At 48.8% G+C, this 14,099-nt stretch carries 14 protein-coding genes and 1 pseudogene; 13 read left to right on the forward strand and 2 right to left on the reverse strand.

Annotation, left to right across the window (positions count from 1 at the left end):
* The first annotated feature begins 150 nt into the window (after positions 1 to 150).
* From BJP58_RS32730 to BJP58_RS32750, 5 genes are all read left to right on the forward strand, one after another.
* Positions 151 to 885, forward strand: a complete 735-nt coding sequence (locus BJP58_RS32730; RefSeq protein ID WP_194542134.1) for an AzlC family ABC transporter permease — start codon at positions 151 to 153, stop codon at positions 883 to 885.
* Complete coding sequence (locus tag BJP58_RS32735; RefSeq protein WP_194542135.1) at positions 876 to 1,202, forward strand: AzlD domain-containing protein; 327 nt, start codon at positions 876 to 878, stop codon at positions 1,200 to 1,202. Before BJP58_RS32730 ends, BJP58_RS32735 begins: the two co-directional genes overlap by 10 nt.
* A gap of 304 nt (positions 1,203 to 1,506) precedes the next feature.
* On the forward strand, positions 1,507 to 2,220 hold the full coding sequence (locus BJP58_RS32740; protein ID WP_194542136.1) for a glycosyltransferase family 2 protein: 714 nt from the start codon (positions 1,507 to 1,509) through the stop codon (positions 2,218 to 2,220).
* A gap of 11 nt (positions 2,221 to 2,231) precedes the next feature.
* The gene (locus tag BJP58_RS32745; RefSeq protein ID WP_194542137.1) at positions 2,232 to 3,461 is read left to right on the forward strand and encodes a glycosyltransferase family 4 protein; all 1,230 of its coding nucleotides are present in this window, start codon (positions 2,232 to 2,234) and stop codon (positions 3,459 to 3,461) included.
* Positions 3,462 to 3,478: 17 nt separating this feature from the next.
* On the forward strand, positions 3,479 to 3,643 hold the full coding sequence (locus BJP58_RS32750; RefSeq protein WP_194542138.1) for a hypothetical protein: 165 nt from the start codon (positions 3,479 to 3,481) through the stop codon (positions 3,641 to 3,643).
* Positions 3,644 to 3,744: 101 nt separating this feature from the next.
* Here BJP58_RS32750 and BJP58_RS32755 read toward each other — a convergent pair whose 3' ends face one another.
* On the reverse strand, positions 3,745 to 4,371 hold the full coding sequence (locus BJP58_RS32755; protein WP_194542139.1) for a DUF1796 family putative cysteine peptidase: 627 nt from the start codon (positions 4,369 to 4,371) through the stop codon (positions 3,745 to 3,747).
* A gap of 188 nt (positions 4,372 to 4,559) precedes the next feature.
* On the opposite strand from BJP58_RS32755, the gene BJP58_RS32760 reads away from it, so the two are divergent.
* Together BJP58_RS32760 and BJP58_RS32765 are read left to right on the forward strand one after the other, a co-directional pair.
* Positions 4,560 to 4,895 (forward strand): hypothetical protein, encoded by a 336-nt coding sequence (locus tag BJP58_RS32760; protein WP_071224341.1) that lies wholly within the window; start codon positions 4,560 to 4,562, stop codon positions 4,893 to 4,895.
* Between the two features lie 15 nt (positions 4,896 to 4,910).
* Entirely contained in the window at positions 4,911 to 5,978 is a 1,068-nt protein-coding gene (locus tag BJP58_RS32765) for a glycosyltransferase family 4 protein (protein WP_194542140.1), read from the forward strand.
* Positions 5,979 to 6,095: 117 nt separating this feature from the next.
* On the opposite strand, the gene BJP58_RS32770 is transcribed toward BJP58_RS32765, so the two are convergent.
* Positions 6,096 to 7,013: an NAD-dependent epimerase/dehydratase family protein gene (locus tag BJP58_RS32770; RefSeq protein ID WP_194542141.1), complete on the reverse strand. Its 918-nt coding sequence runs from the start codon at positions 7,011 to 7,013 to the stop codon at positions 6,096 to 6,098.
* Positions 7,014 to 7,191: 178 nt separating this feature from the next.
* Here BJP58_RS32770 and BJP58_RS32775 point away from each other — a divergent pair, with 178 nt between their 5' ends.
* From BJP58_RS32775 to BJP58_RS32800, 6 genes and pseudogenes are all read left to right on the forward strand, one after another.
* Positions 7,192 to 9,117 carry an LTA synthase family protein gene (locus tag BJP58_RS32775; RefSeq protein WP_194542142.1) on the forward strand — a complete coding sequence of 642 codons (1,926 nt, stop codon included), beginning with the start codon at positions 7,192 to 7,194 and terminating at the stop codon, positions 9,115 to 9,117.
* Positions 9,118 to 9,313: 196 nt separating this feature from the next.
* Entirely contained in the window at positions 9,314 to 10,312 is a 999-nt protein-coding gene (gene bioB, locus BJP58_RS32780) for a biotin synthase BioB (protein WP_194542143.1), read from the forward strand.
* A 206-nt stretch (positions 10,313 to 10,518) separates the two neighbouring features.
* Complete coding sequence (locus BJP58_RS32785; RefSeq protein WP_233354824.1) at positions 10,519 to 10,824, forward strand: rhodanese-like domain-containing protein; 306 nt, start codon at positions 10,519 to 10,521, stop codon at positions 10,822 to 10,824.
* Between the two features lie 147 nt (positions 10,825 to 10,971).
* Positions 10,972 to 11,310 (forward strand): antibiotic biosynthesis monooxygenase, encoded by a 339-nt coding sequence (locus BJP58_RS32790; protein ID WP_071224335.1) that lies wholly within the window; start codon positions 10,972 to 10,974, stop codon positions 11,308 to 11,310.
* A gap of 172 nt (positions 11,311 to 11,482) precedes the next feature.
* A pseudogene (locus BJP58_RS32795) lies at positions 11,483 to 12,732 on the forward strand (DHH family phosphoesterase).
* A gap of 79 nt (positions 12,733 to 12,811) precedes the next feature.
* Positions 12,812 to 13,981: a cell wall-binding repeat-containing protein gene (locus tag BJP58_RS32800; RefSeq protein ID WP_233355180.1), complete on the forward strand. Its 1,170-nt coding sequence runs from the start codon at positions 12,812 to 12,814 to the stop codon at positions 13,979 to 13,981.
* Positions 13,982 to 14,099 lie beyond the last annotated feature (118 nt).

The raw sequence follows: 14,099 nt of genomic DNA on the forward strand, positions 1-14,099 counted from the left end.
CGAATGAAAAAAGCGTTCCTGGCGAATGAGCAGCATTCCTGGTGCGCTTTTTTTTGATGGGAAAATGGTGTAACAGCGTTGACAAGGCAGCGGGAAGAATTCATAGTAATTAAAAATAGAATTGTAGAGTGAGAGAGGAATCGAACACAGATGAGCATCAAGTCAGAACGGCTCCCTGCTAGTATGGATGGGAACCAGGGAAACACCTATCTTCAAGGCTTCAAAGATTGTATTCCAACCCTCTTGGGCTACCTAAGCATCGGTTTTGCGGCAGGTGTTGTCGAGCGCACCGCAGGTTTCACCCTGCTCGAAATCGCGCTCATTTCGCTGCTGCTCTATGCGGGCTCCGGGCAATTTATTGCGGCAGGGATGATAGCGGCTGCTAGCCCGATCCTATCGATCATAGTTACGATATTTTTCGTGAATGCCAGGCATCTGCTGTTAAGCGCGGCGCTTGCCCCTTACTTTAAAGGTCTTTCTTCGGGAAAAAGCTTCTTCATCGGTTCCTTGTTAACCGACGAGACGTTTGGTGTAGCGGCAGCCAAGGCCACCGAGCAGAAAAAACTCGGCTATAAATGGATGGTCGGCCTGAATATTACGGCGTATCTGTTCTGGTGCGCAGCCAATGTAGCAGGCGGTTTAGTCGGGGAGTGGATTCCCGAGCCGGAGAAGTTTGGCCTTGATTTTGCACTGCCGGGGATGTTTATCGGATTGCTTGCTCTGCAATGGATCAGCCGGAAGAAGTATAAACTTGATTTCATGGTGGTTATGATTGCCGCTGTTTCAGTGGTAGCTGTCAGTACAATTATGCCGGGAAGCGCGGCGGTCATAGTCGCGATTGTGGTTGCGGCTACTGCAGGGATGGTGATCGAACGATGGAAATAAGATGGCATATCGCCATATTGATTATCGGTTGTGCTGTCGTAACCCTTATTCCAAGGGTTCTGCCGCTTATGATTCTGAGCAAGCTCCGCATTCCCGAGGCGATGATCCGGTGGTTAGATCATGTCCCGATTGCCGTCATGGGAGCGCTGCTAGCCCAGGAGCTGCTGTTATCGGATGGACGTATAGACCCAGGGGGGCATTCACTAGAATTGATTGCAGCCGTGCCCGCTTTCCTAACCGCTTTTCTCACAAAAAGCCTGTTTGCCACCGTCATTGTCGGGATCCTGACTTTGGTGGGGCTCCGCTTGTTTTTCTAATTAAATATCGCATGATTGCACAAGCTGTTCTCCCAGCTCACAAGCGGGAGGACAGCTTGTTTTATGTGGTCGACAGCCCTCCCAGCATGCTGGACCATACACTGTGTGTGCAGTGAGGGGGAGGCGCACGATGTACAAGAAACTATTCCTTTCGTTCATACTATATAAGCCGTCTGCCTGTTATTTGGTCAAATGTCAGGGGACAGGGGTCCCTTTCGGAATGCGAGTGCACTGCATATGGTGTACTAACCCATGATATGTATTGAGATCATATATCAAGTTAGGCAGAAGGAGGAGACAGGGGATGATGCCGACGGTTACGATAGTCATACCTTTCTATAACTGCCAGTATATACAGCAAGCATTGGAAAGTGCGGTACAACAAACGTACCCTGCCGTAGAAATCATAGTCGTAGATGATGGGTCAACTCAATATTCACATCTGATCGCACCTTACATGAACAGAGTCTACTATATGGGCAAGAGTAACGGCGGAACGGCCAGCGCCTTGAATCATGGCATTTTGCATGCTTCCGGTGATTATATTGCCTGGCTCAGTTCGGATGATCGTTATGTTCCCCAAAAGATTGAGCGGCAGATGTCGTATATGCTGAGCAGCGGACTCGATGTCACGTATACCGGTTTTTGCGTCATTGATGAGCACAACCGGGTGACAACGCCGTACGAAGGGATTCCCATGGCGTCTCATGCAGATTTGGCCCGTCAGCTCACGTATTCCAATCCGATTAACGGCTGCACGGTCATTATGAAGAAAGACTGGCTTCACCGGGTAGGTCTATTTAATCCACAGCTTCCCTACACCCATGATTTCGATCTTTGGATTCGGCTGTTAATGAGCGGAGCTTCTTTTGGATTCATACCGGATATGCTTACGATGTATCGGGTACATTCCCAGATGGGTACGGTCCGTCATCAAGCGAGAATTCTTCCAGAATATGAGATGGTGAAAAACAATTACCGCCATGTACTTGAGCATTTGGCTCAGCTTGGCCGATAATGGGGGATACCATGAAAATACTACTGGCAACCCATTGGCTACTCCCCCATGTTGGCGGAGTATATAACTTCATGCAGGAGCTCAAGAAACGTCTTGAACAGCTGGGTCATGAAGTTGATCTGCTCGGAAACAGTCCGGATTACAGGAAAATCCATATTGTCAACCAAGGGAAGGAACTAGCCAAAGAAGTTTTGCTGCCCATGCTGGAGGCAAAGCTTGATCCGCAGACGGCTCCTGGTTTGAATCAGCATAGTGCGATACGCTTTTATGAGCTCGAGCGTTACTGCATGGAGCTGGCGGCAGCCTATTTCGGGCTGGAGCAATACGATATCATTCATACACAGGATAGTTTTTCTACACGCTCTTTAAGTAGGGTAAAACCCAAGCGTACGCCACTCGTATCGCATATCCACGGCTCTGTCGCACGTGAGATGAAGGACATATTTCGAAATAATCCTGCACAAGGCGTCAATGAAGGAAGTCCCGCCTGGCGTTATTTTCCAGCCATTGAGTATCATGCGGCCTTGTCCTCTGATTTAACGATTACGGCTAATCAATGGTCCAAGAATGTTCTTATGAGCGATTGCGGGGTACCTGATTATCGGATTACGGTGTTTCAATATGGTCTGGACGCTGAAGCGTTTCAGGCAAAATATAGCGCGGGATCGTCACATCGGCGACCACCTGGGAAAAAGGTCATTATCTGTCCGGCCAGATTGGTGTTCGTGAAGGGGATTCATGTGCTGCTTGAATCCCTTGCTATTCTCAAGCGGATGCGAAACGACTGGGTGTGCTGGATTGTAGGGGATGGTGCCATGCGAGGGCAACTGGAAGAGCAGGCCATAAGGACGGGGCTGCAGCATGAGGTGTTATTCCTTGGACAGCATGACAACGTTCCGGGGCTGCTCAGCCAATCGGATATCTTTGTCCATACTTGCATTCAAGATAACCAGCCGTACTCGGTTATGGAAGCCCAAATGGCAGGACTCCCGAGCGTCGTATCGACCGCAGGGGGGTTGCCCGAAATGGTAACTCACGGTTTCACGGGATTGTTAGCCCCTGTAGGAGATCCGGGAAGCACGGCCCAGCACCTCAATTTGCTGCTCCGAGATGAGGATTATCGAAAATTTCTGGGTAATAACGCCAAGACATTCGCCTATAAGCATTGGTCCATGGATCTTATGATCGAACGTATGCTGAACATATACTACGGCGCCATCGCTCAGAAATCATCCCAGTAAAAAGGAGTGAGTAGCTTATGAATCAGCAAGCCTTTAACGTAATGAGTGATTTGTACAACAGGATTTTTGTCAATCAAAGATCCACTCCGGATGTGTTGGTCGATTATGTTATTTGGAACCGAATATTTCAGTCACTTCCGAAAGATTACAAGCTCCCGGATGAACCGGTAAACTATGTTTAAGAACCTATGTCAAATGGCAGACCAAGTTTTAATATTGGTCTGCCATTGTCGTATGGAGAAGAGAACATGTGATGATTCGAACCGAATCTCGTGTTATGAAGTTAGATCAAATACATGCCTTGGAACAGAAAACTCCAGCGAAAGCGGTTGCTGAACCAGATATCGACATTCGGCATTTTTACAGCGCAAACGTGCTCTAAGTTCCAATCCAACATTTCTATTTCCTGGACAGGTTCATGATTGACGGCGAGCACATGGAAAGGTCCGTAGCATATTTGTTTCAAAGAATCTACCAATTCCTTAATATCCTCGCGACTGGAATCGGTTCGGATAAACAGAATGCGGCCCCCGCTTCCCAACGTCTGCAGAAATCTGGCAATTCTACGATCATATTTAACCTTAACATCCGGATATCCCAGCAGATCGGGAGGGAAATTGTTATGCACATAAAAATCATGGTTAAGATAGAGGTCGTATTCTTGATCCCAGATATTATACAGCTCTTCACTAGCCTGATTAACCATGAGTAAGTTGGAATACACCAGCATGCCTTCAAACCGATTGCGAAGCATTCTTGATATTTGAGGCAGCACCGGAGTACCCATCCAATCGATAGGTCCGGCAAATCTGCGCAAACCGTGTTCTCTTAGCTCAATACCCGGCAAACAGTTGTTTCCCAAACTGAATATCGCATGGTAGGGGCCTTTGATATCTTGGAGGCTCAACATCCCTTGTCACCGATCCTTTCTTTAGATGTGCTTACATTATATTAAATGCGAATTTGAAAGAATTGGCTTGGACCAGGGATCAAGTAACTCACAAATGGATGATCGTCACTATGGATATGCCCTTACACGCGAAGAGGTAGTTACATAACCTGATATTAATGATGCTGCCATAGCCAGGAGGGAATGAAATGTCCATCTTTCGTTTAGATGCAGTGGAATATGGTCAAATTGATGCGCGGTATATCCAGTCGGTGGATCTAACGATTACCAATGCAGGAACTGAAGATTTTGATGTCCTCATACATGGATACCACCCCCATGGAGTCTATTATGTCGGACTGACTCATGTCGCAGTTGGAAATACAGTGAATGTTCCCAATATCACGAACCATAATATGGCATTCAGCCTTCTGCTTGTGACCAATATTAACTACGCGTTCACTACGCTGGTTACCTTACATGCCAAGAATGAAGGACAGCTTGTGGCCGTTTACTCACATTCTGATTTTCAAGTGATTGAATAAGGGGAGGGGTGCGACATGAAGGTGCTGTTCGTCTACTATGTGCCGAGCGGGGGGGTCGAGACATTAAACAGACAGCGATGCCGTGCACTGCGACTAGCCGGAATCGAGGCGCATTGCCTGTATTATAACTGGGGGTCCGGCATGCAGAATGCTGCGGACTTCCCCATCTACGTCACCCGCAATGACATCGAGATCAAGCACATCTTGGATTCGAATAATTTTGACGTCATCGTCGTTACGACGGATCACGCCAGTTTCCCGCGCTTTCGAATGCTGGGGTTCAAAGGGAAATTCGTGCTGGAGATTCAAGGGTATGGACCCAAGAGCGTTGCCCATGCGCAGCTTTCACAGGCAGTTCCATATGTGAATGAATATGCTGACGCGCTGCTTAATCCCAATACCCCGCATATTGCCGCTCTGTTCCAGGAGCTGTATCCGCATAAGCCGCAGTTTCATTTCAACAATTGTTTTGATAGTCAACGGTTCACGTACCATTCTTATCCGAGACCCTCAAGCCCTGTAATGGCATGGCTTGGACGGATCGAGGATAACAAGAATTGGCGAGAGTTTCTTCATGTCGGGCATGCGCTTAAGGAGCATGTTCCTGATCTCCAAATGTGGATGTTTGAGGATAGTGAGCTCAGCCAGCCGTTAGAAAGGGAGCAATTCCTATTACTCATTGATGAATTAGGCCTGTCGGATCGTTTAACCCTTCGGTCCAACGTGCCTAATGCCGAGATGCCTTATTACTATTCAATTATTGGAGACTCAGGCGGATTTCTGTGCTGCACTTCCAAGGTAGAGGGAGCACCTTATGCGGTGCTTGAGGCGATGAGCTGCCGCTGCCCGGTGCTGACAACCGATTCGGATGGGGTATCCACCTCGGTTCATCATAACTACACAGGCAAGTTTTATGTGCTCGGAAACATTGACCATGCCGTTACCGAAGCGCTTGAACTCATGAAGGAACCTGTTCTTCGTGAACAGATTCGAGACCAGGCGATGAGACATGTCGAGCAACATTTCAATCCGCATATCTATGCGATGAATTTTGCCGGCCTGCTTCAATCGATAGGGTTGTAATTCCCGTGATCCAAAATTTCAGAGCGAAAAAAACAGCCTGATTCCTCCAGTTGAGCGAGGAATCAGGCTGTTTTCTATGTTCATTCTTCTACTGTCTCCTGGCGTTCATTGGCCGAATCAGGATGTGCGAAGCCAGTGGCGGTAGGTTTCTTCCATGCCTTCTTCCAGGCTAAATAACGGACTCCACTGCAGCAATGCCCGGGTCCTCTCATTATTCAGGCAGCTGTGCAGAATATCGCCGTTCTTCGCGGGCAAATAGTGAACATCAATGCGGTCAGGATGCAGTCTGCTGATGTGATCGACGAGTGAATTGACGGTATGGCCGGTGCCGGTGCTAACATGTAGAACGCTCTCGTCCCCGTGTTGAATGGAGGCGAGGTTTGCTTCAACCACATCCTTGACATAAATGAAGTCCCGGGTTTGCTCGCCATTGCCGAATATATGAAACGGAGCACCTTGACGCAGACGGTCACCAAATACCGCCACAACACCGCCTTCCCCCTTCGCAGTCTGACCCGGACCGTAGACATTCCCATAACGAAGAATGGTGTACTGCAGGCCGAAGAAACGGTGGTATAAGCGGATATATTGCTCGCCTGCCACCTTGGATAGGGCATAGAAGGAGATTGGATTAACCGGATCATCCTCCGTCAGCTGAGATTTCTCCAGATCTCCATATACGCCAGAAGTCGATGCAAACACAATCTTACGGACTCCAGCCTTGCGGCAAGCTTCAAGTACATTGATGGTGCCCATTACATTCGCATCCGCATCAAGTTGAGGCTCTTTGATCGACCGCTGCACATCGGCCTGTGCGGCCAAGTGGAACACAACGTCCGGCTTCAGCACGGAGATATACGCCGTTGTCTGCTGGCTGTTTACATCGGTTACATGTAAAATCGCCTCGCTGTGAAGGCGACCTGGATCTCCGGTTGTGAGGTTATCAATCACATGGACTTCATAGCCTTGATTCACGAGTCCGTTCACCAGGTGGGAGCCGATAAAGCCTGCTCCGCCGGTTACAACCATCTTCATGTCTTATACCCTCCAGCCTTTTGTTTGGGATGCTTTATCCTACGTGATACGTAAGGATCATGCATTGGACAATTGACAGGGAGGGCGAAGGAATGGGCAGATTAGATTGACGTTTACATTCCTGTTATAATGGAAGCTGCAATTTAACATTATTTTTACACAAAAGAGGGAATGGAAAATGGAACGCTACCTTGAACAAAGGTTGAGATTATGCATACTCGTTTTTTTGACGCTCTTATTGAAGCTGATCCTTCTAAGAGTGTTTCTGTTTAATGGGGTCATATGGGGGAAGGTGCTCACCGACGCGCTATCCCTGCTGGCGCTGATTAGCTTTCTGGAGCTGCTCCTGCCGGTAAGAGGCAAAAAGATGGTCTATGTGATCCTAAATGTCGTATTATCGTTCATCATGTTTGCGTCCGCTGTTTATAACGTTCATTTCGGGTCCATACCGACATATACCGCGCTTGCGGGGATCGGGCAAGTAAACCAGGTAAGAGCCAGCATTACGGCTTTGTTAGAGCCGGAGCACTTTCTCTTCTTCCTGGACCTGCTGGTCCTGTTGATCATATGGGCGGTTCGAAAAATTCGTTCCCGCACCCGAGGAGGATTGCATTTTGGTGGAGTCCGTTCCAGTTATTCCGTTTCCTATTCGCGCAGGCCTGGCATGAAGTGGCGCATATCCATGATGGTTGTGCTGGTCATTGCGGGTGTTCTGTCCGGACTTATCATCCGTAAAGAATGGGGAATCGAGAATGAAATCGTGCGAGCGGAGCAAATGGGATTCATGAATTACCAGGTTTCCTCCGTGATCCGGATATCGCAGGAGAACCGTGCGCTGGCCGAAGGGAGTCTGCAAGACACGATTCTGCGCTCCCAGCAGCTCCTGGCGACTTATCCTTACGTTAAGGAAGCAAAGGACAAGCCGGACTACTACGGCGCTGCCAAAGGCAAAAATCTGATCATCGTTCAGATGGAATCGCTGCAGAATTTTCCGGTTGGTCAGTCCTTGAATGGCCAGGAGCTGACACCGGTGATGAACCAGCTCGCAGATGGCGGCCTGTATTTCCCGCATGTCTTCCAACAGATCGGGCAAGGCAACACTTCGGATGCCGAATTTGCGGTCAATACATCGATTTATCCAACCGGAACGGTGGCGATGTCCACCGGATTCGGGAATAAAGAGCTGCCAAGTCTGCCGCGGCTCTTGAACAAGCACGGTTATGTTACGACGACATTCCACGTGAATGACGTGAAGTTCTGGGATCGAAGCAAAATGTACCCTGCGCTTGATTTTCAGCATTATTACGACAAGCCCTACTTCACGAATGATAACTTCAATGAGTTTGGACCTTCCGATGAAGAGCTGTTCCGTGTCGGCGTGGATAAGCTGCTGGAGAATCAACAGCAGAACAAGCCTACCTATGCCCATTACATCACGGTATCCAACCATTCGCCATATCATGTGAAGGATGAATTTGCGAAGATCACTCTGCCGGCTGAACTGGAAGGGACCCATCTGGGGAATTACCTGAAGTCGGTGAATTATTCGGATTATGCACTCGGTACTCTGGTTGACCGTCTGAAGCAGAACGGATTGTGGGATGATACCGTATTGGTGGTGTACGGGGATCACTTCGGCATCAATCCGGCAGAAGCCGACGCCGAGATGATCTCGTCAACGCTGGGCATTCCTTACCATGAGCGGGTCAGCCGATTTAATATCCCGCTTGTCATTCATGTACCTGGCATGAAGGAAGGAAAGGTCATCGAGCAGGTAGGGGGGCAGGTCGATATTCTGCCAACCGTCGCTAACCTTTTAGGCGTATCGCTTGACGATGAAGGCTTTAACGCATTTGGGCATGACCTGCTGAATGTGGACCGCAATGTAATCGGGATGAGATATTATTTGCCGACAGGCTCTTTCTTTAATAATGACATTCTGTTCGTTCCCGGTGACGGATTTGAGGATGGCACGGCGGTTTCACTGAAGACGCTCGAGCCCGTCACGGACATCACGCGGTATCGCGGCGATTACGACTATATTCTGCAGTTAATGAAGCTGTCCGATGAATATGTGAAAATGCTGCCCAAGCGAGCGCCATAAAGCTCAATGAATAATTAACGAGGAAGAGGATTGTTTTATCAAGCCGAAGCAGGCATGGATGAAGCAATCCTTTTTTTTGTAAAAGCTGCCATGAAGGATTGTCACGGTTTTGTCATCTATGCTATTATTACTCTTATTGTTAACCTAATCATGATATAAAATGGTTTACATTTAAACAGAGAGGGAGAATAAGGATATGACGACTCAAATCCATTATGATTGGGCGAAGCTGGCTGATCACGTTGTGCGAGGGCATGAAATAACGCCGATTGAGGCTTTGGCCATTCTCAACAGCGAGGATCAGGAACTGCTGACGGTTATGCAGGCTGCATATCGAATCCGCCGCGAGTATTATGGGAACAAGGTTAAGCTGAACATGATCGTTAACGCAAAATCCGGTCTGTGTCCTGAAGATTGCGGATACTGCTCCCAGTCCATCGTGTCGGAAGCGCCTATTGATAAATACGCATGGCTTACCAAAGACAAAATTCTCGAAGGCGCGCGTGAGTCGATTCGCCGGAAGGCGGGAACCTATTGCATCGTTGCTTCCGGTCGTCGTCCTTCCAATCGGGAGATAGATCATGTAGTCGCAGCGGTGAAGGAGATTACACAGACGACTCAGCTGAAGGTGTGCTGTTGTCTGGGCTTTTTGAATGAGGATCATGCGCGCAAGCTCGCTGATGCCGGCGTGCATCGATATAACCACAATCTGAATACTTCCAAAGATAACTATGAACAGATTACGACCACGCATACATACGATGACCGCTTAGATACCGTGAAGCAGGCAAGCTCTTCCGGAATGTCCCCTTGTTCCGGAGCCATTTTCGGAATGGGCGAGAGCCTGGAAGAACGGGTGGAGATTGCGTTTGCTCTGAAGTCGCTTGGAGCCGATTCGATTCCTTGCAATTTTCTGAATGCGATTGAAGGCACTCCTCTTGAAGGGCGTAAAGAATTGACCCCGATGATGTGCTTGAAGATTCTTGCCATGATGCGGTTTGTTAACCCTACGAAGGAGATTCGGATTGCAGGGGGACGTGAAGTGAATCTGCGCTCCTTGCAGCCGTTGGGATTATATGCGGCCAATTCGATCTTCATCGGCGATTATTTAACAACAGAAGGCCAGGCCCATAACGCAGACTGGGGATTGATTGAAGACCTAGGGTTTGAAATTGAGGAATGCGCTCTGTCATGATGTATTGACATTTAGGCATGAAGCACATACTATATACCCGTAGGGGTAGGGGATGAAAGTTAAATGTTCCATGCTCACCAAGCATCAAGTCGATGCACATGACAATGATGGGGGAATGCTTTGTGCTGATTGCATCTGCCGCTCTGATTATATTTATACTCAGTTTATATTACCGAAGGTATGTACCTATATCTGGCTTGCGGTTCATGAAGTGCAGTGATCTTCGACAGGCCCAGAAGGAATGTCCGAATCTGAAAGTGCTCGATGTACGTGATGTGTCCGATTATATGGCTTGTCCGCGGAAAGAGACGATTAACATCTCTCTCGGAAGGTTGCCTTATGTGTGGGAGCAGGAGCTGAAACCCGATGACTCCGTGGTCATTGTAACGCCCAAGCGTTCGGATGGAATCCTGGCTGCGCGCAAGCTGAAGAAGGCCGGCTTTACTTCGCTTTTTTATTTACAGGAGGATTGCACAGCTTGCAATTCCATGCAGCACGTTTCACTGAATTAATGACGATCTGATCAGCAGACTTTGCTGGTCAGATTTTTTGTTTTTCGGGTAAGGGGATCAAATTTGACAATGATAATCGTTATCATTTAGAATGAAAGAATATCGTTCATATTACGGTTATTTTCGCTAAGGGAGTGTTCGTTGAATATGTTGATCGAGACGAAAACGATTATTGTTAAGGCAGGCACATCCAATCTGGTTGTAGAGCGTTTCAGCAAGCCCGGACCCATAGAAGAAATTGAAGGTTTCATTGATCTGAATGTCCTTGTCAAGAATGCAAAGCGTACCGACGAAACGGAAGAGGTTATCGTTATGATTCGCTGGGAATCCAAAGAGGCGTGGAAACGCTGGGAGACCAGTCCCGCGCATATTCAAGGACATCGTGATAACCGCGGCAAGCCGCAGCCTGAGCATGTGATCAGTTCCAGCCACGGCATGTATGAGGTTATGGCAACCAAAGGACCGAGACCTGTTCAACAGGCATAATAAATTAATTATCCAAAAAGAAGCGGCTGTTAAAGCTGCTTCTTTTTTTTGTTACATTGTACCATCGGGTAGGGCTGACAGGGGGTTAAAACGGCAGATTTTAGGGAACTGTAAAGGGATGAAAGACTTGGATCAGCTATACATTCAACCTACTGTTTGGAGGAAGTCACCTATGTATCATCTGTACAGCCATAATGATCTGGATGGTGTCGGTTGCGGCATTATCGCCAAATGCGCTTTCGGCGAAGGAATTGATGTCCGTTACAACTCCATTCACGGATTGAATCAACAAGTCGCAAGGTATCTGAATCGGACTTCCTTGCAGGATAATCCGTATGATGTGTTGTTTATTACGGATTTGTCGGTCGCTCCGGATATGGAGAAGGAACTGAACGTGTTTGTTGAAGAGGGAGGGCAGGTGCAGCTTATCGATCACCATAAAACGGCTCTTCACTTGAATGAATATAGCTGGGGGCAAGTGGACGTCACGCATCGGGACGGCCGCTTGGCATCGGCAACCTCGTTATTCTATGAATATTTAATCGAGCATGGACATCTGGGCAGAAGTGAAGCGCTGGATGAATTCGTAGAGCTGGTTCGCCTCTATGATACGTGGGAATGGGAAGAGAACCAGAAGGTTGAGGCTAAACGCCTGAACGATTTGTTCTATATGTTGTCCCTTGACGAGTTTGAGAGCAAGATGACGCAGCGTCTGCGGGAGCAAGGGGGCTTCTTCTTTGATGAGTTTGAAGAAAAAATATTGGACATGGAAGAGAATAAAATCGATCGTTACATCCGCCGCAAGCAGCGAGAGCTCATCCAGACCTTCGTGGGGGAGCATTGCGTAGGCATCGTATATGCCGAATCCTATCACTCTGAACTTGCCAGCGAACTGGGAACGACGTATCCCCACCTTGATTACATTGCTATCTTGAACATGGGGGAAGGAAAATGAGCCTTCGCACGATTCATGATCACGTGGACGTGTCCGATGTGGCGATGCGGTACGGGGGAGGCGGTCATCCCAAAGCAGCGGGGTGCACGATCACGGAGGAAGTGTATCAGTTATTTGCTGCTGAACCGTTCGAGCTGGAACCGATCCGGTTCGATGCTTCGCGGAATCAGTTCAACATTAAGGGCACGGAGTCCGGCGTGTTATACGAAAGCTGGGGCGAGGATCTGCTGTTTGTTTATGCCAACGCCGGTGAATGGATTGTCGAGTGGAACGGGGAACCTCTCCCATTCCGGTTCAGATCGTTCGAGGAGGCGGAGCGGCACATGAAGCGGCAGTATGGCGTCTGGCTGTCCCGGGATGACGTGTTTGTGAAGATGCTGAAGGAGCAATGGGTGCGAAACCGAACCAATGATCGTCCAGGCCTGCCGCTGGATATGGACGAGGAGAAGTTAATGGAAGATCTGTAGCTTAAACAGCATCAAGAGTGGAGTAGATCAGTCCTAGAGAGACTTCATTGTGAGACAGGAGGAATATACGGTGAAAAAAATGATCGCTGGCTGGGCTCTTGCCCTGTTAACGGCAGGCATCCTCGCATGGAGTCAGACTCAAAGTCATTCCGAACCCTCCATCCCCTCGGCTGTTCACAGCAAAGAGCTGCTGAAGGATGTCCCTGTACCATGGTCCGCTACGAAGAACACCATTCGATTGAATACATCCGATCCTGTAAATGCGGCCGTATTGACCTCCAAGACGCTGTGGCAGTCCACGAATGAGCACAGTCGTCCGCAGACGGTGATTCTGGTGGATGCGGCTCAATGGTCCATAGCGGCTGTGAGCGTCGATCTGACGCAGCTTAGCGAAGGGCCGCTGCTGTTTGTGGAAAAAGAGGGGATTCCCAAGGAAACGCTGGAAGAGCTGCGGCGGTTGAAGCCAAGGGGAGCGGAGCATAACAAGGGCATTGAGATTATCACCGTCGGACCAATCTCGGATCAGGTGATGAAGGAGCTGAACGGGCTTGAATACAAGCTTGATCACATTGCTGCCGGGGAACCTGAAGCAGCCGCAGCCGCGATTGATGAATATGCTTCTAAGGTATCCGGATCTGTACCCACCTCGGTTATTGTCGGATCGATGGACCGTCCGGATTATACGCTCCCAGCGGTGAGCTGGATTGCCCATATGCCGGAAACAATGCTGTATGTTGGCGAGAAGAATGTCCCTGAAGAAACGGCACAGGCGCTTCGTAAGCGGAAAGGGAAAGCGAATATCTATATCATCGGTCCGGAAAAGGTGGTATCCCGGGCAGTAGAGGACGAGCTGCGGCAATATGGTAAGGTGACGCGAATATCCGGGGATGACCCATTCGAGAATGCCGTTCATTTCGCGCAGTTTAATGATCCCGTAACAGGCTTCGGTTGGGGCGTTCAATCGTCGGGATACAGTCTCTCGTTCTCGACGCCAGATTCGCCCGTATTGTCCATTGCAGCCGCTCCATTGTCCCATATGGGTAAGCATGCCCCTTTATTGTTTACGGAGCGAGACGGGGTGCCACGCTCCATTACGAAGTATGTTGAATCGATCCGCCGTCAAAGTGCTGCGTCCAATGGGGAGGCTCCGTACAATCACGCCTGGATCATTGGTGACGAACAGACTCTGACCAAGAAGCTTCAGGGCGAGCTTGATGAGATTTTGGATATGGAGTCTGGACATAACTAATGGAACCTCCTATTGTCTTATCGATTCGTACACGCTGCGTCGTAAAACAGAAAAAGAGGGCATCCCGCCAGATCTAACATCTTTTGGGATACCCTCTATGATATGGGATGATATATGT

It is taken from the genome of Paenibacillus sp. JZ16, from assembly GCF_015326965.1.
Taxonomy (GTDB): Bacteria; Bacillota; Bacilli; order Paenibacillales; family Paenibacillaceae; genus Paenibacillus_AQ.